We start from the raw sequence: 23,349 nt of genomic DNA on the forward strand, positions 1-23,349 counted from the left end.
GCCCGAGGTCAAGGTCGGCCTGTGCCTGGAGCGCTCCGAGCTTCCTGGTCATCGCCGTGCTGGGCGTCCTCAAGGCGGGCGGCACCTATGTGCCCCTGGACCCCGCCTACCCCCAGGAGCGCCTGGGCTACATGCTCGAGCAGACGCGCGTGCCCGTGCTTCTCACCCAGCAGCGCCCCGCCCGTTCCCTGCCCGCGCACCCCGCCCACGTGGTGCTGCTGGATGAGGCCCGGGAGCTGCTCGAGTCCCTGCCCTCGCAGCGCTGCCATGCCCCCGTGCACCCCAGCAACCTGGCCTACGTGCTCTACACCTCCGGCTCCACCGGCCGGCCCAAGGGTGTCTCCCTCGAGCACCGCAACTCCGTGGCCTTCGTCCACTGGGCCCTGCGCGTCTTCTCGTCCCAGCAGCTCGCCGGCGTGCTCGCGGCCACCTCGCTCAACTTCGACCTCTCCGTCTTCGAGCTCTTCGCGCCTCTGAGCAGCGGCGGCGCGGTCATCGTGGCCGAGAATGCCCTGGCGCTGCCCACGCTCGAGGCCCGCCAGGAAGTCACCCTCATCAACACCGTGCCCTCCGCCATGGCGGAGCTGTTGCGAGGCAAGGGCGTGCCCACCTCGGTGCGCACCGTCAACCTCGCGGGCGAGCCGCTCACCGGCGCCCTCTCGCGGCTCATCCACGAGCAGCCCCACGTGGAGGCCCTCTACAACCTCTACGGCCCCACCGAGGACACCACCTACTCCACCTTCGTGCGCGTGCCCCGGCAGCTCCAGGGCGAGCCCACCATTGGCAGGCCGCTGGCGGGTACCCAGGGCTACGTGCTGGATGCCAGCATGCAACTGGTGCCGGTGGGCGTGCCGGGCGAGCTCTACCTGGGCGGCGCGGGACTGGCCCGGGGCTACCTGCACCGTCCGGAACTCGCCGCCGAGCGCTTCGTTCCCAATCCCTTCTCCACCACCCCCGGTGAGCGCCTGTACCGTACCGGTGACAGGGTCCGCTACCTGCCCGACGGTGTGCTCGAGTACCTGGGCCGCATCGACAACCAGGTGAAGGTGCGCGGCTTCCGCATCGAGCTGGGTGAAATCGAGACGGCGCTGCGCGGCCACCCGGCCGTGCGCGAGGCCGTGGTGCTGGCCCGCGAGGACTCCCCGGGCGACAAGCGCCTGGTGGCCTACCTCGTGGCCCAGCCGGAGCAGACGCTCTCCGCCGCCGAGCTGCGCTCCTTCCTCAAGCAAAGCCTGCCCGAGTACATGGTGCCCTCCGCGCTCATGGTGCTCGACAAGCTGCCCCTCTCGCCCAACGGCAAGGTGGACCGCAAGGCCCTGCCCGTACCGGAGCAGGTGCAGACGAGCCAGGAGTACGTGGCCCCTCGCAACGAGACGGAGCAGCTCCTCGCCCAGCTCTGGTCCGAGGTGCTCCGCGTGCCTCGCATCGGCGTCCACGACCACTTCTTCGAGCTGGGCGGCCACTCGCTGCTGGCCACTCAGGTGCTCTCGCGCATCCGCGAGGCCTTCCAGGTGGAGCTGGCCCTGCGCGAGCTGTTCGACGCCCCCACGCTGGCCGGGCTGGCCGGGCGCATCGACGCCTCGCGCGGAACGAGCCCCGTGTCCCAGGCTCCAGCGCTGACGCGGGTGTCTCGCGAGGGCGCCCTGCCGCTCTCGTTCGCTCAGCAGCGGCTGTGGTTCCTCGAGCAGCTCCAGCCGGGCGGCGCCTTCTACAACATCCCCACGCTGGTGCGGCTGGAGGGGCAGCTCGACGTCGCGGCCCTGGAGCGAAGCTTCGACGAGCTCGTCCGGCGCCACGAGTCGCTGCGCACCGTCTTCCGTGAGGAGCAGGGCCAGCCCGTGCAAGTCATCGCCTCCCACGGCTCACTGCCGCTGCAGGTGGTGGAGCTCCAGTCCCTGCCGCCCTCCCAGCGTGAGTCCGAGATGCGGCGGCTGGCGCTGGCCGATGCGATGAAGCCCTTCGATCTCAGCCGCGGGCCCGTGCTGCGCGCCCTGCTGCTGCGGCTGGAGGAGCAGTCCCACGTGCTGCTGCTCACCATGCACCACATCGTCTCGGACGGCTGGTCCATGGGTGTGCTGATCCGGGAGATGGGTGCGCTCTACTCGGCCTTCTCCCAGGGCCGGCCCTCCCCCCTGCCCGAGCTGCCCGTGCAGTACGCGGACTACTCGGTATGGCAGCGCGCCTGGCTTCAGGGCGAGGTGCTCGAAAAGCAGCTCGGCTGGTGGCGTCAGCAGTTGGCGGACGCGCCCCGCGCGCTGGAGCTGCCCACGGACAGGCCGCGGCCTCCCGTGATGACCCACCGCGGCGCCATCCTCCGCACGCAGCTCCCCCTGTCGTTGTCGCAGGCCCTCAAGGCGCTGGCCCAGCGGGAAGGCGCCACGCCTTTCATGGTGCTGCTGGCCGCCTTCCAGGTGCTCATGTCCCGCTACTCGGGACAGGACGACATCTCCGTCGGTTCGCCCATCGCTGGCCGCAACCGCGGTGAGGTGGAGGGGCTCATCGGCTTCTTCGTCAACACCCTCGTCCTGCGCTCCCGCCTCTCGCCCCAGCGGAGCTTCCGCGAGCTGCTCGCCCAGGTGAAGGAGACGACGCTGGGGGCCTATGCCCACCAGGAGGTGCCTTTCGAGAAGCTGGTGGAGGAGCTTCAGCCCGAGCGCGACATGAGCCGCTCGCCGCTCTTCCAGGTCATGTTCACCGTGCAGAACGCTCCCATGCCGGAGCAGTCCCTGCCCGGCCTCACGCTGCGTCCTGTGCCTCTCGAGGGTGACTCGGCCAAGTTCGACCTCTCCCTGGGCTTCCTGGAGACCGAACAGGGCTTCCTGGGTGACCTGGAGTACAACACCGACCTGTACGAGCCCTCCACCGTCCAGCGCATGCTGGGGCACCTGCACGTGCTGCTGGAGGGCATCGCCGCCTCCCCCGAGCGCATGCTCTGGGAGCTGCCCCTGCTGGGCGAGGCCGAGCGCCGTCAGCTCCTCGTCGACTGGAGCGAGCCGCTTCCCGAGCCGGTGGGTGACACCTGCCTCCACCACCTCGTGGAAGCCCAGGTGGAGCGCACTCCCGACGCCATCGCCGTCATCTCCGGCACCCGGCGCCTCACCTACCGCGAGCTGGAGCGCCGCTCCAACCAGCTCGCCCACCACCTGCGTGCCCTCGGCGTCGGGCCCGAGGTCAAGGTCGGCCTGTGCCTGGAGCGCTCCGAGCTTCCTGGTCATCGCCGTGCTGGGCGTCCTCAAGGCGGGCGGCACCTATGTGCCCCTGGACCCCGCCTACCCCCAGGAGCGCCTGGGCTACATGCTCGAGCAGACGCGCGTGCCCGTGCTTCTCACCCAGCAGCGCCCCGCCCGTTCCCTGCCCGCGCACCCCGCCCACGTGGTGCTGCTGGATGAGGCCCGGGAGCTGCTCGAGTCCCTGCCCTCGCAGCGCTGCCATGCCCCCGTGCACCCCAGCAACCTGGCCTACGTGCTCTACACCTCCGGCTCCACCGGCCGGCCCAAGGGTGTCTCCCTCGAGCACCGCAACTCCGTGGCCTTCGTCCACTGGGCCCTGCGCGTCTTCTCGTCCCAGCAGCTCGCCGGCGTGCTCGCGGCCACCTCGCTCAACTTCGACCTCTCCGTCTTCGAGCTCTTCGCGCCTCTGAGCAGCGGCGGCGCGGTCATCGTGGCCGAGAATGCCCTGGCGCTGCCCACGCTCGAGGCCCGCCAGGAAGTCACCCTCATCAACACCGTGCCCTCCGCCATGGCGGAGCTGTTGCGAGGCAAGGGCGTGCCCACCTCGGTGCGCACCGTCAACCTCGCGGGCGAGCCGCTCACCGGCGCCCTCTCGCGGCTCATCCACGAGCAGCCCCACGTGGAGGCCCTCTACAACCTCTACGGCCCCACCAAGGACACCACCTACTCCACCTTCGTGCGCGTGCCCCGGCAGCTCCAGGGCGAGCCCACCATTGGCAGGCCGCTGGCGGGTACCCAGGGCTACGTGCTGGATGCCAGCATGCAACTGGTGCCGGTGGGCGTGCCGGGCGAGCTCTACCTGGGCGGCGCGGGACTGGCCCGGGGCTACCTGCATCGTCCGGAGCTGGCCGCCGAGCGCTTCGTCCCCAATCCCTTCTCCACCACCCCCGGTGAGCGCCTCTACCGCACCGGTGACAGGGTCCGCTACCTGCCCGACGGTGTGCTCGAGTACCTGGGCCGCATCGACAACCAGGTGAAGGTGCGCGGCTTCCGCATCGAGCTGGGTGAAATCGAGACGGCGCTGCGCGGCCACCCGGCCGTGCGCGAGGCCGTGGTGCTGGCCCGCGAGGACTCCCCGGGCGACAAGCGCCTGGTGGCCTACCTCGTGGCCCAGCCGGAGCAGACGCTCTCCGCCGCCGAGCTGCGCTCCTTCCTCAAGCAGAGCCTGCCCGAGTACATGGTGCCCTCCGCGCTCATGGTGCTCGGCACGCTGCCCCTCTCTCCCAACGGCAAGGTGGACCGCAAGGCCCTGCCCGTGCCGGAGCAGGCGCAGACGAGCCAGGAGTACGTGGCCCCGCGCAACGAGACCGAGCAGCTCCTCGCCCAGCTCTGGTCCGAGGTGCTCCGCGTGCCTCGCATCGGCGTCCACGACCACTTCTTCGAGCTAGGCGGCCACTCGCTGCTGGCCACCCAGGTGCTCTCGCGCATCCGCACCGCCTTCAAGGCCGAGCTGCCCCTGCGCGATCTCTTCGAGGCCCCCACCATCGCCACCCTGGCGGTGAGGCTCGACGCGGCCGTCCGGGCGGGCCAGGGCGTCCAGGCTCCTGCCCTCACCCGCGTCTCGCGGGAGGGGCCGCTTCCGCTCTCCTTCGCCCAGCAGCGGCTGTGGTTCCTGGATCAGCTCCAGCCGGGCAACCCCTTCTACAACGTGCCCACGGCCGTGAAGCTGGAAGGGGCGCTGGATGTCACGGCGCTGGAGAACAGCCTCTCCGCGCTGGTGCAGCGCCACGAGTCGCTGCGCACCACCTTCCACACCCACCAGGGCGAGCCCGTGCAGGTCATCGCCCCCCAGGGCTCGCTGCCGTGGCAGGTGGTGGAGCTGCACTCCCTGCCTCCCGCCGAGCGTGAGGCCGAGGTGCGGCGGCTCACCACCGAGTACGCGCTGCGGCCTTTCGACCTCGGCCGCGGGCCCCTGCTGCGTGCCCTGCTCTTGCGGCTGGACGAGCACCAGCATGTGCTCGTGGTCACGCTGCACCACATCGTCTCGGACGGCTGGTCCATGGGCGTGCTGGTGCGCGAGGTGGCCGCGCTCTACCAGTCCTTCACCCAGGGCAAGCCCTCGCCCCTGCCGGAGCTGCCCGTGCAGTACGCGGACTACTCGGCGTGGCAGCGGGGCTGGCTCCAGGGCGACGTGCTCGAGCAGCAGCTCTCCTGGTGGCGCCAGCAACTGGCGGATGCGCCTCGCGCGCTGGAGCTGCCCACGGACAGGCCGCGGCCTCCCGTGATGACCCACCGTGGCGCCAGCCAGCCCGTGGTGCTGCCCGCGGCGCTCTCGCAGGCGCTGCTGAAGCTCTGCCAGCGCGAGGGGGTCACCCCCTTCATGCTGCTGCTGGCGGCCTTCCAGGTGCTGCTCTCCCGCTACTCAGGGCAGGACGACATCAGCGTCGGATCGCCCATCGCCGGCCGCAACCGCGGCGAGGTGGAGGGCCTCATCGGCTTCTTCGTCAACACGCTCGTGCTGCGCACCCGCCTCTCGCCCCAGCAGAGCTTCCGCGCCCTGCTGGCCCAGGTGCGCGAGACGACGCTCGGCGCCTACGCCCACCAGGAGGTGCCCTTCGAGAAGCTCGTCGAGGAGCTCCATCCCGAGCGCGACCTGAGCCGCTCGCCGCTCTTCCAGGTGACGCTCACCTTCCAGAACACCCCCGTCCAGGCCCTGGAGACGCCCGGGCTGGCGCTCCGCCCGCTGGAGGTGGACGCGCAGACGGCCCGCTTCGAGCTGTCCCTCACCTTCGCCGAGCATGCCGGGGAGCTCGCCGGCGTGCTCAGCTACAACGCGGACCTGTTCGAGCCCCAGACCGCCGCGCGCCTGGCCGGACACCTGGGCGTCCTGCTGGAGGGAGCCGTCGCCCACCCCGAGCGGAGCCTGGGGCTGCTGCCCCTGCTCTCCGAGGCGGAGCGGCGCCAGCTCCTGGCGGAGTGGAACGACACCCGGCGGGACTTCGCCGTCGAGCAGTCCCTGCCCGCCGCGTTCGAGGCCCAGGTGGCTCGCACCCCGGAGGCGCTGGCCCTCATGTACGAGGGCGCCTCGCTCACCTTCCGCGAGCTCAACCAGCGGGCCAACCAGCTCGCGCACCTGCTGCGCGCGCGGGGCATCGGCCCCAATGTCCTGGTGGCCATGTGCCTGGAGCGCTCCCTGGAGCAGGTGGTGGCCGTGTTCGGCATCCTCAAGGCCGGCGGCGCCTATGTGCCGTTGGATCCCGCCTACCCCCAGGAGCGCCTGGCCCTCGTGCTCGCGGACTCGCAGGCGCCGCTGCTGCTCACCCAGCAGCACCTGCTCCCCCGGCTCCAGGCCCCCACCGCCCAGGTGCTCTGCCTGGACGCGGAGGGCCCACGGCTCGCCCGCGAGAGCATGGAGAATCCGCCCCTCGTCAACGGCCCCGGGGACCTGGCCTACGTCATCTACACCTCCGGCTCCACCGGTGTGCCCAAGGGCGTGATGATTGAACAGGGCTCCGTGCTCAACCTGCACCGCGCCCTGGCCAGCACCGTGTACGCCGGCGTCCAGCGCCAGCTCCGGGTGAGCCTCAACGCGCCGCTGTCCTTCGATGCGTCGGTGAAGCAACTCGTGCAGATCCTCGATGGCCACGCGCTCTGCATGGTGCCCGACCAGGCCCGCGGCGACGTGGACGCGCTCCTGGCGCTGCTGGCGCGCGATCGGCTGGACGTCCTGGACTGCTCGCCCTCGCACCTGCGCCTGTTGCTGAGCGCGGGCCTGGCCACCCGGACCGAGGGCGTGCCCACGCACGTGCTCGTGGGCGGCGAGGCGCTGGACGAGGCGCTGTGGACCACGCTGTCCCAGCACCCGCGCACCCGCTTCTTCAACGTCTACGGCCCCACCGAGTGCACGGTGGACACCACGGCGTGCGAGGTGCGTGACTGGCCCCGGCCCACGCTCGGGCGGCTGCTGCCCAACGTGCGCGGCTACGTGCTCGATGCGCGCATGCAGCCCGTGCCCGTGGGCGTCCCCGGTGAGCTGTACGTCGGCGGCGCCGGCGTGGCCCGCGGCTACCTGCGCCGCCCCGAGCTGACGTCCCAGAAGTTCGTCGCGGATCCTTTCAGCCCGCAGCCCGGCGCCCGCCTGTACCGGACCGGGGACCTGGTGCGCTGGCTGCCGGACGGAACCCTCGACTACCTGGGCCGCGTGGACTTCCAGGTGAAGGTGCGCGGCTTCCGCATCGAGGCTCGAGGAGATCGAGGCCGTGCTCTCCAGCCACCCGGGGGTCCAGCAGGCCAGCGTGGTGGCCCGCGAGGACACGCCTGGCGACAAGCGGCTGGTGGCCTACCTCGTGGCCCGCGACGGCCAGCCCTTCGACCTGGCCGGGCTGCGCGGCGCCCTGCGGCAGAAGCTGCCGGAGTACATGGTGCCCTCGGCCTTCGTGGCCCTGGAGAAGCTGCCGCTCAACTCCAGCGGCAAGGTGGACAGGAAGGCGCTGCCCGCGCCGGAGCAGGGCCGCATCGAGGCGGCGGGGGCCTACGTGCCGCCGCGCGATGCCCTCGAGCTGCAGGTGGCGAGCATCTGGGAGGAGGTGCTGAACGTGCGGCCCATCGGCGCACACGGCAACTTCTTCGAGCTGGGCGGGCACTCGCTGCTCGCCGTGCGCCTCATGGGCCGGCTGCGCGAGGTGACGGGCCGCACCCTGCCCCTGGCCGCGCTCTTCCAGGCACCCACCGTGGAGCAGCTCGCGCAACTGCTGCGCGGGGTGCCCCAGGCCTGGTCCCCCCTGGTGCCGCTCGTGCCCCGGGAGCCGGGCAACCCGCGCCGTCCCCTCTTCTGTGTCCACCCGGTGGGCGGCACCGTCATCGGCTACGCCGAGCTGGCACGCCAGCTCGGTCCCCAGCAGCCCCTCTACGCCCTCGAGTCGCGTGGGCTCGACGGCTCGTTGCCCCCCAGCCAGACAGTCGAGGAGATGGCGGCCCTCTACGTGGAGGCCATCCGCACCGTGCAGCCCTCCGGGCCCTACCTGCTCGGTGGCTGGTCCATGGGCGGAGTGGTGGCCTATGAGATGGCCCAGCAGCTCCAGCGCCAGGGCGAGCAGGTGGAGCCGTTGCTGCTCATCGACGCGCAGGTGCCTGGCGGGCGGCCCTCGCACCTCCCCAACGAGGACGAGGCCCTCCAACAGGCCTTCGTGGGGCTGGTGGAGGAGCTGGTCGGCCAGGGCTTCAAGGTGCCCGAGGAGCAGGTGAAGACGCTGGGACGCGAGGAGTTGCTCCACGTGCTGATGGAGGGAGCGCGCCAGGCCCGGCTCGCCCTGCCCGGCGTGGGGGTGGAGCAGGTGCGCGCCCTGCGGGACGTCTTCGAGGCCAACCTGCGGGCCCTCTGGCACTACACGCCCACCCCGTCCGTGGGCGGGCGGCTCATCCTGCTGCGGGCCAGCAAGCCGGCACCGGGCCAGGCCGAGGATCGCGGCTGGGCGGCCCTGGCCCCGGGCAGGCTGGACATCCACGAGGTGCCCGGCGCACACTTCGAGCTGTTGCAGCCTCCTGCCGTGCAGGCCGTGGCCGAGCGACTGCGCGAGTACCTGGAGCGCGCCCACGAGCAGGCCGCCGCGGCCCAAAGGACCCCATGAAACTCCTTGCCCTCCTGCTCCGCGCCTCGCGCGGCAGCGTCCTCCTGTCGGCCTTCTGCGGCCTGCTCTCCGGAGCCAGCAGCGCGGCCCTCATCGCCCTCATCAACCGCAAGCTGACCGGCACCAGCCTGACGGATGGCGTCCTGGTGGGCGGCTTCATCGGCCTGATGCTGCTGGCGCTGGTGGCCCGCATCATCTCCCAGGTGCTGCTCAACGGGATGCAGCAGGGCGCGCTCTACGAGATGCGCCTGCGGCTCAGCCGCAGCATCCTCACGGCGCCCCTGCGCAGCCTCGAGGAGAAGGGGGCCCATCAGCTCATGGCCACCCTCACCGAGGACATCGCCACGATCAGCAACGGGCTGATGCTGCTGCCCATCATCGTCGTCAATGCCGCCATCCTGATCGGCTGCCTGGGGTGGCTGGCGTGGCTGTCCTGGAAGCTCTTCCTGGGCATGGTCGTCTTCCTGTCGCTGGGCGTCCTCTCCTTCTCGCTCCTCAGCGGCATCGCCGTGCGGGGCGTGGCGGAGGCGCGCAAGACGCAGGATGTGCTCTACAAGCACTTCCGCTCCATCACCGAGGGCATCGAGGAGCTCAAGCTCAACGGCAACCGCCGCGAGGTCTTCCTCGGGGAGGTGCTGGAGGGCACGGCGGCCACGCTGCGGCAGATGTACACCCGCAGCCTCAACATCTACTCGGCCAGCAGTAGCTGGGGCATGTTCCTCTTCTTCGTCGTCATCGGGCTGCTCATCTTCGCCATGCCCGTGCTCAGCCCGCTGAGCCTGGCCGAGCTGACGGGCTACACGCTCACCGTGCTCTATCTGCAGCAGCCGCTGCAGGCCCTCACCGAGCTGGTCCCCTACCTGGCCCGCGCGGACGTCGCGATGAAGAAGGTGGAGGACATGGGCCTGTCCCTGCAAGCCTCCGCCGAGCCGCCCACGGCCCTGGCCTCCAGCAACCCGCCGCGCACCTTCCGCCGGCTGGAGCTGGTGGACGTCACCCATACCTACCACCGCGAGAATGACGACTCCCGCTTCACCCTCGGCCCCCTCCGGATGAGCCTGGAGCCGGGCGAGCTGCTCTTCCTGGTGGGCGGCAACGGCAGCGGCAAGACGACCCTCGCCAAGCTCTTCACCGGCCTCTACGCGCCCGAGTCCGGCGAGGTGCGGCTGGATGGCCAGCCCGTCACCGACGAGACGCGCGACGCCTACCGCCAGCTCTTCTCCACCGTCTTCTCGGACTTCCACCTCTTCGAGAATCTGCTCGGCCTGGCTCCTCCCGAGCGCTCCGGCCAGGTGGCGCACTACCTGGCCCGGCTGAACCTGGATCAGAAGGTGCGCGTCACCGACGGGAAGCTCTCCACCACCGCGCTCTCCCTGGGCCAGCGCAAGCGGCTGGCCCTGCTCGCCTCCTGGCTGGAGGATCGCCCCATCTACGTCTTCGACGAGTGGGCCGCGGATCAGGATCCCGTCTTCAAGCAGATCTTCTACGAGGAGCTGCTCCCCGAGATGAAGCGCGCCGGCAAGGCCGTGCTCGTCATCAGCCACGACGATCGTTACTTCCACGTGGCGGATCGGCTCGTGCGGCTGGACTCGGGCCGGCTGGTGGAGCCAGCCCCGGACGCCCAGCGCGTGGCCTCCTAGTGGTACGGTGGAAGCGCGAACGGGTACCCCCATCACCAGTGCCCGTCCTACAGGGGAAGAAGATGCGTTCGAGCCGTCTCCCAGTTTCCTTGCTGTCATGCCTGGCACTCACACTCGGGCTGACAGCCTGTCCGTCCCCGGATCCGACTCCTCCCGACGCCGGAACGGAGGTGGATGCCGGCGTCGACGCGGGAACGCTGGCCAAGGTCAGCGGAGAGCGCAGCCGCATCTACCTGACGGACACCGGCGAGGTCCGCGTCCCGGTGGATCTCTCGGCCGCGCCGCCCCAGGCGCTCGTCCTGGAGGGTGGCACCTTCGTCACCTACGAGGGTGAGGGCCGTGCGGATGGCACCTTCACCGTGCCCAACGTCCCGGCCGGCCCCTACTACCTGCGCGTGGACCCCACCTTCTTCGTGGTGACGGACTCGCGGGAAGTGGATCTCTCCGCGCCCGCGCTCGGCAGGCCGGATCCCATGACCCAGCCCGCGGATGCCGGTGCCGCCGAGATGGTCTTCGAGCTCAGCAACCTGCGCTCGTGGCAGGCCACCGACAGCATCACCCTCTTCTCCTCCAACGCCAACGTGCCGCGCTTCCGGCTCACGCCCACCATCACCAACACGGCCACGTCCGGAAGCTTCACCTACACGGTCCGCGCCGGCCAACCGCTCATCGACTCGAGCCAGGGGGATCGCGTCCTCCTCACCCAGCTCGCCAGCCGCACCGCCACGCTCGAAGGCACCAGCGAGACGCTGCCCTACCGCTCCGTCAGCCACGCCGTCGAGGCTCCGACGCCCTTCCAGATGCGCATCGCGGAGAAGCAGACGATCTCCGCCGCCATGAGCGAGCTGACGCCGCTCGAGGCCCCCCTCCACTGGGACATCCTCGCGTACAAGAACCTGGCGGCCTCGGTGAACCCGCGCGCCACCGTGGTCACGCAGCTCCTGGTCTTCGACATCCTGCCCAGGCCACTCACCTACGGCTACTTCACCTCCGTGCCCCGGCTCGTCGAGATCGCCCAGGCGCCCACCGTGGACGAGATGCGCACCACCCTCACCTACGCCAATCCCTACCCCGCGAGCTGGAATCCCATCGGGGTCATGGAGTCGCGCTACCAGGTGCTCTACACGCTGCCCGGCACGACGACCCCGGGCGCCGTCTTCGCGTCCATCTCCGATGCGGACACGGTCGCGGCCTTCACCTCCCGGGAGATCGCCCCCCCGTTCGGTCCCGTGGGGAATCCGCGCATCGAGGGCATGGACGCCTTCCAGCCCGTCACCCTCACCACCCCCACGCCCGAGCTGACCTGGACGCCGCCCTCCAGCTCGCCGGACATGCACTACATCATCTTCGTGCACCAGCTCTCGGTGCAGGGCACCGCGACGGTGAGCAGGCTGGTGGGCTCCGTGCGGACCAACAACCCCCGGGTGCGGCTGCCGCCCGGCCTGATGACCTCGGGCAACACGTACGTCATCGTCTTCGACTCGAACACCACCCCGGGGATGGACATCACCGAGCAGCCGTTCCGCCTCACCGTGCCCATCACCGGCTCGCAGGCCCTCTCGGACATCATCACCGTGCAGTAGGGCCCGCCTGAAAAGGAAAAGGGTGCCCGGACTGCGTGGTCCGCGGCACCCTCACCCCGTCCCTCTCCCGGGGGAGAGGGGTTGTGCAACTCAGCCGAAGAGCTCGCGCACCTTCTCGAAGAAGTTCTTCGACTGAGGGTGCACGTCCTCCCCGCTGGCGTCGGCGAACTTCTCGAGCAGCTCCTTCTGCTTCGCCGACAGCGCCGTGGGCGTCTCCACCACCACGCGCACGTGCTGGTCTCCGCGCTGGCCGCTGTGCAGGTGGGGGATGCCCTTGCCCTTGAGCCGGAACACCTTGCCCGACTGCGTGCCCTCGGGGATGGTCATCTTCACCTTCCCGTCCAGCGTGGGCACGTCGATCTTCGCGCCCAGCGCCGCCTGCGTGAAGGAGATGGGCACCTCGCAGAAGACGTCGTAGTCCTCGCGCTGGAAGAGCGAGTGCTCGCGGACAATCACTGTCACGTAGAGGTCGCCCGGAGGCCCGCCCCGGTCACCCGGCTCGCCCAGGCCGCCCAGCCGCACCCGCGTGCCGTTGTCCACGCCGGCGGGGATGTTGACCTCGATGACCTCCTCGGCGGGCACCTTGCCCGAGCCCCGGCACTTGCCGCACGGGTCCGGCACCACCGCGCCCGTGCCGCCGCAGTCGGTGCACGGCCGGCTCACCGCGAAGAAGCCCTGGGTGAAGCGCAGCTCGCCCGAGCCACCGCACGTGCCGCACGCCTTGGGCGCCGAGCCGCTCTTGCTGCCCGAGCCGCTGCACGTGTCGCACTTCTTCGGACGCGGAATCGGCACCTTCGGACGGCAGCCGAACGCCGCCTCCTCGAAGGAGATCTCCAGGTTGAAGCGCAGGTCCGCGCCGCGGTTGCTCACCCGGCCCCGGCCACCCCGCCCACCGAAGATGTCTCCGAAGATTTCCCCGAAGATGTCGTTGATGTTGACGCCCTGGAAGCCGCCGAACGGATCTCCCCCGGCCGCGCCGCCCACGCCCGCATGGCCGAACCGGTCGTACCGGGCCCGCCGCTCCGGGTCGCTCAGCACCTCATAGGCTTCCGAGGCCTCCTTGAACTTCTCCTCGGCCTCATGGTTCCCGGGGTTCCGGTCCGGGTGGTACTGCAAGGCCACCTTCCGGAACGCGCTCTTGAGCTCCTGCCCCGAGACGTTCTTCTGGACCCCCAGTACCTCGTAGTAGTCGCGTTTCTGGCCCGCCGCCGCTGGCATTGCGTTCAAACCCCTGGATTTATTGGACTTTCTACGCTCGCGTAGTCTTCGAAATCACTATAACGCAGGCGGGAGGTCCGGCAATCCGCGCCCGCCCCATCAAGGGGGCGGGCGCATCGGAATGAACGCTCGACACATCGGGCTCCGGTAGGGCTTCAGACCGTCCACACCCGGTTGGCCGTCAGCTCCATGCGAGCGAGCCGCCGTTTGAGCACCGGGTCGACCGCGCCCCTTTGAGCCCACTTGGGGACCACGAAGTGAAGCTCCGCGTTGTAGAGCTTCGCCGCGCTGGACAAGAGGCTCCAGCGGTTCTCCGTGGCGGGGTCCTCCACCATGCCTGGCGTGACGATCTCCAGGATGATGGGGGTGCGAGCCGAGTCGGACTGACGGCACGTGAAGTCTGGCCGGTGGTCCTCGATGGTGCCCGAAAGAATGGGCGGTGGCATGAAGCCGGGCAGCCGGGCTTTGAGGTCCGTGCAGCCGATGGTTCGGAAGTACTCCGCCATCAGCCACAAGAGCCGGCGGCGCTCTTCATCCTCGACCACCGGCTCACAGCCCGGACTGAACAGCGCCTCTTTCCCAGTGTTGGTGTTGTCCATGGCTAGCGGAAACCTGTCCGCCGCTTCCCGCAGGGGCAATGAAAGCTCCCACATGGACCGGATACCGGGCAGCAGGGCAAGCGAGTGGGCACGAGCCTTTGCCCGGGACGCTTGACGGTGCGAGAGTGAGCGCTCCGCCGTGGCCCCCCGTCCTTCCCCGAACGTCTATCGCCGTCTGCTGGGCTACCTCCGTCCCTATCGGAGGCTGCTGGTATGCGGTGTGAGCGCCTCCCTGGCCGCCGCGGCCGCTACTTCAGGCTACGCCTGGTTGGTGGGGCCGCTATTACACGCTGTCCTTACGGGAACACCCGTGGTGCTGGCGGGATTCACGCTGCCGGGCGAGCAACTGCTCGGCGTGCTGCCCGTGCTCGTGGTGGCCCTGGCGGCGGTGAAGGCCACCGCGGGTTTCCTCCAGGGCGGGTGGATGCAGCGGCTGGGGCAGCGGGTGATGGCGGACCTGCGGGCCTTCCTCTACGCCCGGCTGCTCGCCCAGCCGCCGGCCTTCTTCGAGCGGCAGCACTCGGGCGAGCTGCTCACCCGCTTCACCGCGGACGTACCGTTGGTGGAGTTCTCCGTGACGCAGGCGCTCTCCTCCTATGTGAGGGACGGGCTGCAGATTGTCGCGTTGCTCGTCACGTGCCTGCTCATCGACGCGAAGCTCTTCCTCATCACCTTCGTGGTGATGCCGCTCACGGTGCTGCCGGTGCGCAGCTTCGCCCGCTCGCTGAAGAAGGTGGCCAACCGCTCGCAGACGAGCCTCGGGGCCCTCACGGCGCTCACCGCGGAGCAGCTGCAGGCGCTGCCGGTGGTGCAGGCCTATGGGGGCGCGCCCCGGGCGCTGGCGTCCTTCGAGGCCGAGTCGGGGCGCTACCTGACGCAGATGCGCCGCTCGCTCTTCCTGCGCGGGGCGTACAGCCCCACGGTGGAGGTGATGGGGATTGCCGGCGTCGCGGTGGCGGTGGCCTGGGGCGCGCGGGCCATCTCCGGGGACCCGTCGCTCTCCGGGCGGCTGCTGTCCTTCCTCGCCGCAGTGCTGCTCCTCTACCAGCCGGTGAAGTCGCTCAGCGGCACGCTCTCGCAGGTGATCATCGGGCTGGTGGCGGCCGAGCGCCTCTTCGCGCTGGCGGACGTGCCCGTGCCGCCGGACGAGGGAGCGGAGGCCCATCCCCTCACCCAGGCGTTGACGCTGAAGGGCGTGCGCGCCACCTACGCGGACGGCCGCGAGGCGCTGCGCGGGGTGGACCTCACGGTGCCGGCGGGAGCGCGGGTGGCGCTGGTGGGAGCCTCGGGCGCGGGCAAGACGACGCTCTTCTCCGTGCTGCTGGGTTTCATGCCCCCGAGCGGCGGCACGGTGGGGTGGGACGGCACACCGATGTCCCAGCTCAAGCCCTCGAGCGTGCGCGCGCAGCTGGCGTGGGTGCCGCAGGAGCCGGTGCTCTTCTCGGGCAGCGTGCGGCACAACCTGCTGCTGGGGCGGCCCGAGGCGACGGACGAAGAGGTGTGGGAGGCGCTGCGGCTGGCGCACGCGGAGGACTTCGTGGGAGCCCTGCCGGGCGGCCTGGACGAGCCGGTGGGTGAGCGCGGCGCGCGGCTGTCGGGTGGACAGCGGCAGCGGCTCGCGCTGGCGCGGGCCTTCCTGCGGCGGCCCTCGGTGCTGCTGCTGGACGAGCCCACCAGCGCGCTGGACGCGCAGAGCGAGGCCGCGGTGGGCGCGGGCCTGGCGGCGCTGATGAAGGGGCGCACGGTGCTCGTCATCGCGCACCGCCTGTCCACGGTGCGTGACGCGGACCTCATCGTGGTGCTGGACGCGGGCCGGGTGGTGGAGGCGGGCACCCACGCGGAGCTCTCCGCCCGGGGGGGCCGCTACGCCCAGTTGCTCGGCGAGGGCGCCGTCGCCGCTTGAGTTGCGCGGACTCCCTCAGAGCAGCCAGTACAGCAGCCACACGCTGAACAGCAGACCCACGCCAAGGACGATGAGCATCGTCAGTCCCTCGGTCTTCTGTCTGCGGAGCATGACAGGGTCGACGGACGGGGCCTGGAACGGCACCGGGGACGGAGCGGCGGGAGTGGAAGCCTGAGGCGCGGAAGCCCGCGGTGCGGCGGGCGCGGGCGCGGCACCGGCGCCGCCGGCGAGCACGAGGCCCTGGCGCGCGAGCGCGAGCACCCGCTGGATATGAAGGATGTAGCGATCCTCGCCCTCGTAGTGCTCGAGGGCGAGCGCGGCGCGCAACAGCCGGGCGGGGACGGGCTGGGCGTCCGGGTGGACGACGCTCGTGTCGGCGCGCGCGGCCCCGTCCTGCTCGACGCGTCCGGTGCGCAGGCCCACGCCGTTGGACCACACGCAGTGCTCATCCAGCAGCGTGAGCTCCTGGCGCTGCACGCGGCCCTCGGGGTCCACGAAGGAGAGCAGCTCCGCCCCCTGGGTGGACAGGTGCCAGACGGAGCGCTGGCCGTCGTCACCCGGAGGCCCTTCCACCGGGCGCGCCTGGTACAGCGCCAGCACCGCGGCCTTCAGTCTCTCCGAGGACAGATCGCTCATGGACGGGGCGTCAGCCTAGGGTCGGAAGGGAGGAAACGGAAGGAGCAAAGGCGTGGAGCGGGTCTCGTCCAGGAAAGGACGGCTCGGGCATGCCGCTGGTCCCCTGGCCGGTCTCCCCGGGACGGGCCGGGCCTTCGGGTGGGGTCATCCCCATGGTTGGGACTGGAGAAGCCCACTCATGGCGAACATCAACCCCCCAGAGACCCCCTTCGTGGTGCCCCCCAACCGCACCGGGGTGACGGACGAACTGGAGCCGCTCTACCCCAGTCCGGACTCCCGCTTCCCGGACGTGAGCTGGATTGGCACGGCCGAGCAGGGCGGAGGCCACATGCCCGAGGACTACCAATGGCCCACCAACCCCAAGCAGCACCAGGACGATCTGATGGGCGAGTGGGAACACGCACCGCATTGAGCCGCGTGCCTCTCCGCCGTCCGGGCGCTACGGTGTGCACCTCATGAGTCGCTCCCGTTCCAAACAGATGGATTTCGTGCGCCACTTCGAGGGCGCGCCGGTGCTCGACGGGCTGCTGGAGCTCGCGGGCACTTCCCATGACAGCCTCACGGTGCTGGCCCACATGCGGCAGGCCCATGCCGAGGGACGCCCCTCGCAGGAAGTCATTCCCAGCCTCTTCGGCGGGCGCGAGCCGCGCTTCGAGTCCCCCGAGCTGGCCCGCCGCCTCTTCCAGAACCTGCTGGGGTTGTGGGACCTGGTACAGGAAGGCAAGCAGGTGCGGTTCGAGGACGGCCCTCGCCCGCCCCGGCCCAAGAAGCAGAAGACGGAGCCTCCCACGCCCTTCGCCCCGGGCGAGCCGGACACGGCATTCGTGGAGGGCGCGTGGCGTTATCTGGAAGACGACGAAAAGGGACGCACCCGCCTGCACGATGCGTTCGAAAACAAGCAGGACGCGCTGCTGGGGGTGCTTGACGCCGCGGGGCTGACGGACGAAGGATACGGTGTCGCCCGTCACCTGCTCTTCGAGCTGCATGCCATGCTGGAGCTCGGTTGGCCGCAGGGACTGGCGAGCGTGGCTCCCGCGGCGCTGGAGACACCGGGCATGGAGACTTCGCCAGTGCCCACGGCCCTGACCGCATACGCGGACGAGGCGCTGTTCGAGGCGGAGCAGGACGAGGAGCACCCCCTGTCACCCGAGGAGCTGGCGAAGGCACGCACCCTGGTGAAGCGCGGACTGGCGGCGCTGTGGAGTGCCCGGAAGGGAAAGTGACGAATGGCACGTGACAAGGACGACGATCGGGGCGGCGGGGGCTTCTCCGGCAAACGGACGAAGAGCTGGCGGGAGATCGACGCTTCACGCGGCAAGGGCCGGGGCCCGAGCTTCCCGGCAGGATGACCCGGCGCAGCAGCGCATCGAGCGCAGCGCGTCCTACGAGAAGTACAAGGCGGCGGCGGACGCGCTCTTCACCGGCGGCGAGCTGCCCGAGGGCCTGGCGAAGACCTTCGACCCCGAGGGCAAGCGCAAGGCGCAGAAACAGGCCATGCAGAAGCTGATGGAGTCCGCCGAGGATCCGCGGGCCTGGGCGGCGGGCGTGGTGGACTACCTGGAGAAGTACCCCGAGCTGCCCGAGGATCCGTACTTCCTCGACAGCCTGCTGGGCCATCCGCGTGAGCGCATCGCCGACAAGGCGCTGGGCAAGCTGGAGGAGATGGAGGCCGGGGGCAAGCTGGTGAAGGCGAAGCTGCCCAAGAGCCTGGATCAGCGGCTCAAGGGCATCGAGCTGCACCAGCTCGGACCCGGACACGCAGGGCCGGGCCAAGGTGCTGCGCGAGAAGCTGCGCGTCTGAGCCTCACCTCCGCGCTTTACAGAGGCAGGCGCACCGTGAAGCGGGCGCCGCCTTCCGCGGCGTTCTCCACCGAGATGCTCCCGCCGTGGGCCTGGACGATCTCCCGCGTCACGTACAGCCCCAGGCCCAGTCCGCCATAGTGTTTCATCGGCGCGGCGCGCTCGAACCGCTTGAACAGCCGGTGCAGGTCCTTCTCCGGGATGCCGGGCCCCTTGTCATGGATGACGAGGATCGCCTCCGTGCCCTCCCGCGAGACCGAGAGCCTCACCGGGCTTCCCGCCGCGTATTTGAACGCGTTGGACAGCAGGTTGGAGACGACCTGCTCGATGCGGAGGCGATCCCACGTCCCCTCGAGGAGAGGCCCCTCCCGGACCACGACCGGACAGTCCGCCTGGGCGGCCGCCTCTTGCAGCCGCTCCGTCACGTCCTTCACCGTGGCGAGCAGCTCCATCCGCTCCTGCCTGAGCGTGAGCTGGCCGGTGCTCAGCCGGGAGACGTCGAGCAGCGTCTCGATGAGGCCCGCCAGCCGCTCGGTGCTGTGGATGGCGCGGTCGAGCTTCGCGGAGACCCCCGGCGCGAGGGACTCCCCGCGGATCTGCAGGCTCTGGAGTTGGAGCTGGAGCGCGGTGAGCGGCGTCTTCAGCTCGTGCGAGGCGATGGCGAGGAACTCGTCGCGCAGCCGGATGGACTCCTGGGCCTGGGCGAGCCGCAGGCGCTCCTCCTCCGCCCGCTTGCGATCGGTGAGATCCCTCGTCACCTTGGCGAAGCCCCGAAGCTGCCCGCTCTCGTCGCGCAGTGCGGTGATGACCACGTCCGCCCAGAAGGGCGTCCCGTCCTTGCGCACGCGCCAGCCCACGTCCTCGACGTGTCCCGACTCCGCCGCCTCGTGCAGGAGCGCCCACGGCCTGCCCTGGGCCACCAGCTCGTCCGGGTAGAAGCGCGTGATGGACTGGCCGATGATCTCCCCGGCCTCGTAGCCCTTGATGCGCTGGGCTCCCGCGTTCCAGCTCTCCACGCGCCCGTCGGGCCCCACCATGAAGATGGCGTAGTCCTTCACGCTCGTGACCAGCAGCCGGAAGCGCTCCTCGCTCTGCCGGAGCTGCTCCTCGGCCTTCCGGCGCTCGGTGAGGTCCCTCGTCACCTTGGCGAACCCGATGAGCTGGCCCTTGGCGTCGCGCATGGTGGTGAGGATCACGTTGGCCCAGAAGCGCTCGCCGCTCTTGCGCACGCGCCAGCCCTCCTCCTCGAAACGCCCCTCCTTCTCGGCGGTCCGCAGCTCGCGCTCGCTCCGGCCGACGACGACGTCCTCGGGCGGGTAGAAGACGGAGAAGTGCCGGCCGAGGATCTCCTCCCGCCTGTAGCCCTTGATGCGCTCCGCGCCGCTGTTCCAGCTCCGCACCCGCCCCGAGACATCGAGCATGATGATGGCGTAGTCGTAGAGGCTATCAATGAGGCGCTGGGCCTGGTCGTCCCGCGCGTCCACCAGCTCCAGAACCGCCTGCGCGTTCTGTTCGAACATGTCGTCTCCCCGATTCAGGGACTGGCGCTCGCGCCAGGGCGGGAAGAAGCGCTCGGCAGGCCAGGGCCACTGGGGTGGGTGCGCTGATCCAAGGTGTCGGGACGCAGTGGGTGGGGTCCGTGCATGGTGCGGTTCTCGAGGGTGTACCGCCGCAGCGGGTCACGTGAACCTGTATCGTTGTGGCTCGTTTATGTCCCAACAAATACACACACGTCCGCGCATCTCATCTACCTGAGCTTCGAGCTGGCAGGCCGCCGAGCGCACGGTTTGCCAGCGGTGCTCCCAGAAAGTGAGAACAGGGGCCCGATACCCTCACCCCGTCCTTCTCCCGAAGGGAGAGGGGAAAGGTTCGAGTGGAAGGGCCTCCAGAAGACTCAACAAAGGCTCAACAAGGTATACACAAACAGCGTTAGCGATTGATGACGAAGCCGCAGGCCGAGTCGAGCACCACCTTCGCTCCCGCCAGCGCCGTCAGCAGCCGCTCGTAGTGCGTGCGCTCCGCGGCGAGCTGATCCTCCACCGCTTCCGCTTCCAGCCCCTGGTGCGTCAGCGACAGCCGCATCCGCTCCAGCGCCCCGTCACGCTCGGCTTCGATGGCCTTGCGCGCCCGCGTCTGCAGCTTCGCCATCTCCGCCTCGGCCGCCTTCTGCGCCACCGGAATGCCCTGGTCCACGAAGGCGCCAAAGCCCGGGAAGATGCGCAGCCACTCGTCGCCCTTGAGCCCCTTGCCCTCGGCCTCCAGCGCCGGCAGCACCGACGTGTCCGCCTTCGGGCCCGTGGGGCCTTCCACCACCGCCACGTGCACCAGCGTGCGCTCCAGGAAACGGGCGATCTGCCGGCTCGGCACCCGCGCGCCCGGAGACGTGTCCTCGGGCTCCGGCATCTGCACGTGGTAGAGCAGCTCCACGCCCTTGGCCTTCAGCGGCCCGCGCTTCTCGATGAACCGCGCCCCGCTGCGCCCGTACGGCCCGTCCCGCAGGAAGCCGAACAGCGCCTCGACAATCGAGTGGCCCGTCGCGAAGTACTCCAGCTCCTCCGCCTCCACCGCCGTGTCCCGCCAGAAGGTGCCCAGCACCGTCCGGTCCTCGTTGATGTCGATTCCCGGCAGGCCCTCCACCTTCAACGCGTGGCCGAAGTGGAACGCGCACTGGAAGGCATCCACCTGCTCGTCCGTGTCCACGCCGATGCCCACCCGCTTCGCCAGCTCCGTCACCGTCTCCTCGAGCTTCTCATCGAGATCCCTCGCCACGCTCCACAGGCCCTCCTCGAGGCTCTGCTCCTCCTCCTCGTCGGCCTCCACGCCGATGCGCTCCTGCGCCCGCGTCACCAGCCGCGCCACCGCGTCCTTGTCGAACGAGCGGATGTCCAGCAGCGGGTCATACGCGCGCTTCACCTGCGCCCGCGCCTTCTCCACCCGCTCCTTCAGCTCCGAGGCGTACGCCACCCGCGACTCGCGCGGCAGCAGCGCCATCTCCGTCAGCCGCTCCTCCACCTCCTCCAGCACCGCGTCCAGGCCACCCACCGTCTCGCCGAACACGCCCACCGCGTCCGCCAGCAGCATCAGCACGTCCGACGCCAGCGTCCCCGCCGGGTCGAACACGTGGATCTCCACCGGGTGGTTCTGCCCGATGCGGTCCAGACGGCCGATGCGCTGCTCCACCGTGGACGGGCTCCACGGCAGGTCGTAGTGCACCAGGTGGTGCGCGAACTGGAAGTTGCGGCCCTCGCCGCCCACCTCCGTGCACAGCAGCACCTTGGGGCCCTCCGGATCTCGGAAGCGCGCCACCTGCCGGTCGCGATCCACCATCGGCAGATCTCCATGGTAGGCGAGCGCCTCCACGCCCTCGCGTCCCAGCTCCGCGCGCAGCGTCTCCAGGGTGTCGCGGCTCTCCGTGAAGACGAGCACCTTCGCGTTGGGCTCCGCGCTCCAGATGCGGCCGCGCAGCACCTCCAGGAAGGCGCCGAACTTCGCGTCGCGCGAGGGCAGCTTGAGGCTCCCCGCCACCCCGGCCAGCGCCTTGTTGGTGCGCAGCGCCTCGCCGAAGGCCGCGGGGCTCGACTCCAACCGGCGCAGCAGGTTGCCCAGCGGTGCGCCGCGCAGGTTGCTCTCCGCCAGGGCCGCCAGCGCCGCGTCCCGCGTCTTCAGCTCCTCGGCCGACAGCTTCACCGGGTGCCGGTGCAGACGCCGCGTGGAGAAGCCGCCCACCACCGCGCGCCGGTTGCGCACCAGCCGGTCCGACAGGCTGTACGTCTCCGCCAGGTGCTGCATCAGCGCGTCGCGCTCCTTCAGCGTCTTCAGCTTCGCGTCGTCCGGGAAGCGCGCCGCCAGGGCCTTCACCGCCCCCGCCGCGTCCTTGCCTTCCAGCAACCCGCGCACCGCCGCGCTCAGCTCCTCCTGCCGCGCCAGCCGCTGCTCGAAGCCCTTCACCGTGGGCGCCGTGGACGCGTCGATGAGCGTGAGCAGCCCGTGGTACTCGGCCGGATCCAACTGCATGGGCGTCGCCGTCAGCAGCAGCAGGCCCCAGCTGTTGCCCGCCAGCGCCTCGGCCGCCTCGAAGGCCTTTTCGCCCTTGAGGTGGTGCGCCTCGTCGATGATGACCAGGTCCCAGAAGGCGTCCTCGCCCGCCACCGCCCGGCGGTGCTCCTCGCCGCGCGCCAGCATCTCCAGGCTCGTCACCACCAGCGGGAAGCGCGCCCACGGCGACACCCCGGGCATCTCCTTGAGCGACTGCGCGTAGCGATCCGAGTCCATCAGCGTGAAGAGCTGGTTGAACTTGTGGAAGAGCTTCCACCAGCCACTGCACGGTGAGGTGGCTGGGCGCCACCACCAGCACGCGCCTGGCCAGGCCCGACAGGCGCAGGGCGCTGAACACCATGCCCGCCTCGATTGTCTTGCCCAGGCCCACCTCGTCGGCGAGCACGAAGCGCGGCCGGCGCGCGCTCAGCACGCGCTGCACCACGCCCACCTGGTGCGGCTTCACCATCACCCGGCTGGCCAGCAGCGCGCCCAGCGCGTCACACCGCCGCTCGTCGTCCATCACCAGCGCCTGCTTGCGCAGCGCGAAGGCGCGCGAGTCCCCGACGCGCCCATCCCGCAGCGTGGAGAGCAGATCCGAGCGCGGCGCGAGCGCGTGCACCTCGGACTCGGGCATCTCGTCCTCCTCCCCCGTGTCGGTGTAGCGCAGGACGTAGCGGCGCAGGCCCCGGCCGCCCTCCTCCTCGCCCAGCACGGTGGCGCGCCGGCCCTTGGCCGTCTGCACCGGCTCCCCCTTCGTCAGCGCGTAGTGCACCAGGGCGCCGCCCTTGGTGGACACCAGCACCGGCTCTCCCGTCCGGGCGGGGAAGAGGACGAGCGCCTTGGCGCCCTCATCCTGCAGTTCCATGAGATGCCCCACGCCCCACTCGGGCTGGGGGAGGTAGCGGACCTTGTTGCCAGGGACAAAGGACATGGTCGGAAACGGACCCTCGATGTGAAAGGGGATTCGCTCATAACCCCGGCCCACCCCCACGGCCATCCCGCGAACCCCTCGAATTCAGGTGCGGCCTCGTACTCCGGGGCGATGCCGCTGTCACCCATTCGACAGCCCCCTGCCCACCGGGGCGATTTCGAGACCCTCCCACTCCAGGCAAGGTGGCTCGACCTGCGCGCCCGG

At 70.4% G+C, this 23,349-nt stretch carries 10 protein-coding genes and 5 pseudogenes; 10 read left to right on the top strand and 5 right to left on the bottom strand.

Features of this window, described 5'->3' with window-relative positions; all coding sequences use genetic code 11:
• Positions 1-89 precede the first annotated feature (89 nt).
• The 6 genes and pseudogenes from ACN28I_RS24565 to ACN28I_RS24590 form a co-directional block, all read left to right on the top strand.
• A pseudogene (locus ACN28I_RS24565) lies at positions 90-1,064 on the top strand (amino acid adenylation domain-containing protein); the annotation flags it as partial.
• Positions 1,041-3,140, top strand: a pseudogene (locus tag ACN28I_RS24570) (condensation domain-containing protein); the annotation flags it as partial. The pseudogenes ACN28I_RS24565 and ACN28I_RS24570, both read left to right, overlap by 24 nt.
• 127 nt (positions 3,141-3,267) lie before the next feature.
• Positions 3,268-7,350 (top strand): annotated as a pseudogene (locus ACN28I_RS24575) (amino acid adenylation domain-containing protein); the annotation flags it as partial.
• 118 nt (positions 7,351-7,468) lie between these two features.
• Complete coding sequence (locus tag ACN28I_RS24580; protein WP_420944374.1) at positions 7,469-8,797, top strand: alpha/beta fold hydrolase; 1,329 nt, start codon at positions 7,469-7,471, stop codon at positions 8,795-8,797.
• The gene (locus ACN28I_RS24585; RefSeq protein ID WP_420944375.1) at positions 8,794-10,437 is read left to right on the top strand and encodes a cyclic peptide export ABC transporter; all 1,644 of its coding nucleotides are present in this window, start codon (positions 8,794-8,796) and stop codon (positions 10,435-10,437) included. Before ACN28I_RS24580 ends, ACN28I_RS24585 begins: the two co-directional genes overlap by 4 nt.
• Before the next feature lie 170 nt (positions 10,438-10,607).
• A complete protein-coding gene (locus ACN28I_RS24590) occupies positions 10,608-12,020 on the top strand; it encodes a hypothetical protein (RefSeq protein ID WP_420944376.1) in 1,413 nt (470 codons plus the stop codon).
• 90 nt (positions 12,021-12,110) lie between these two features.
• On the opposite strand, the gene dnaJ is transcribed toward ACN28I_RS24590, so the two are convergent.
• Together dnaJ and ACN28I_RS24600 are read right to left on the bottom strand one after the other, a co-directional pair.
• Complete coding sequence (dnaJ, locus tag ACN28I_RS24595) at positions 12,111-13,238, bottom strand: molecular chaperone DnaJ (protein ID WP_420944377.1); 1,128 nt, start codon at positions 13,236-13,238, stop codon at positions 12,111-12,113.
• Between the two features lie 155 nt (positions 13,239-13,393).
• Positions 13,394-13,837 (bottom strand): hypothetical protein, encoded by a 444-nt coding sequence (locus tag ACN28I_RS24600; RefSeq protein WP_420944378.1) that lies wholly within the window; start codon positions 13,835-13,837, stop codon positions 13,394-13,396.
• Between the two features lie 139 nt (positions 13,838-13,976).
• Between ACN28I_RS24600 and ACN28I_RS24605 the strand changes: the two genes are divergently transcribed.
• Positions 13,977-15,740 (top strand): ABC transporter ATP-binding protein, encoded by a 1,764-nt coding sequence (locus ACN28I_RS24605; RefSeq protein WP_420944379.1) that lies wholly within the window; start codon positions 13,977-13,979, stop codon positions 15,738-15,740.
• 15 nt (positions 15,741-15,755) lie between these two features.
• On the opposite strand, the gene ACN28I_RS24610 is transcribed toward ACN28I_RS24605, so the two are convergent.
• A complete protein-coding gene (locus ACN28I_RS24610) occupies positions 15,756-16,376 on the bottom strand; it encodes a hypothetical protein (RefSeq protein ID WP_420944380.1) in 621 nt (206 codons plus the stop codon).
• A gap of 178 nt (positions 16,377-16,554) precedes the next feature.
• Between ACN28I_RS24610 and ACN28I_RS24615 the strand changes: the two genes are divergently transcribed.
• The 3 genes and pseudogenes from ACN28I_RS24615 to ACN28I_RS24625 all read left to right on the top strand — a co-directional run bounded on the left by ACN28I_RS24615 (position 16,555) and on the right by ACN28I_RS24625 (position 18,177).
• A complete protein-coding gene (locus tag ACN28I_RS24615; RefSeq protein WP_420944381.1) occupies positions 16,555-16,788 on the top strand; it encodes a hypothetical protein in 234 nt (77 codons plus the stop codon).
• A gap of 43 nt (positions 16,789-16,831) precedes the next feature.
• Entirely contained in the window at positions 16,832-17,599 is a 768-nt protein-coding gene (locus tag ACN28I_RS24620) for a hypothetical protein (RefSeq protein ID WP_420944382.1), read from the top strand.
• A gap of 3 nt (positions 17,600-17,602) precedes the next feature.
• A pseudogene (locus ACN28I_RS24625) lies at positions 17,603-18,177 on the top strand (hypothetical protein).
• Between the two features lie 16 nt (positions 18,178-18,193).
• Here ACN28I_RS24625 and ACN28I_RS24630 read toward each other — a convergent pair.
• On the bottom strand, positions 18,194-19,696 hold the full coding sequence (locus ACN28I_RS24630; RefSeq protein WP_420944383.1) for a PAS domain-containing sensor histidine kinase: 1,503 nt from the start codon (positions 19,694-19,696) through the stop codon (positions 18,194-18,196).
• A gap of 409 nt (positions 19,697-20,105) precedes the next feature.
• Positions 20,106-23,145, bottom strand: a pseudogene (locus tag ACN28I_RS24635) (helicase-related protein).
• Positions 23,146-23,349: the final 204 nt, after the last annotated feature.

Origin of the sequence: Archangium gephyra (assembly GCF_049060025.1) — a bacterium.
Lineage (GTDB): Bacteria > Myxococcota > Myxococcia > Myxococcales > Myxococcaceae > Archangium > Archangium gephyra_A.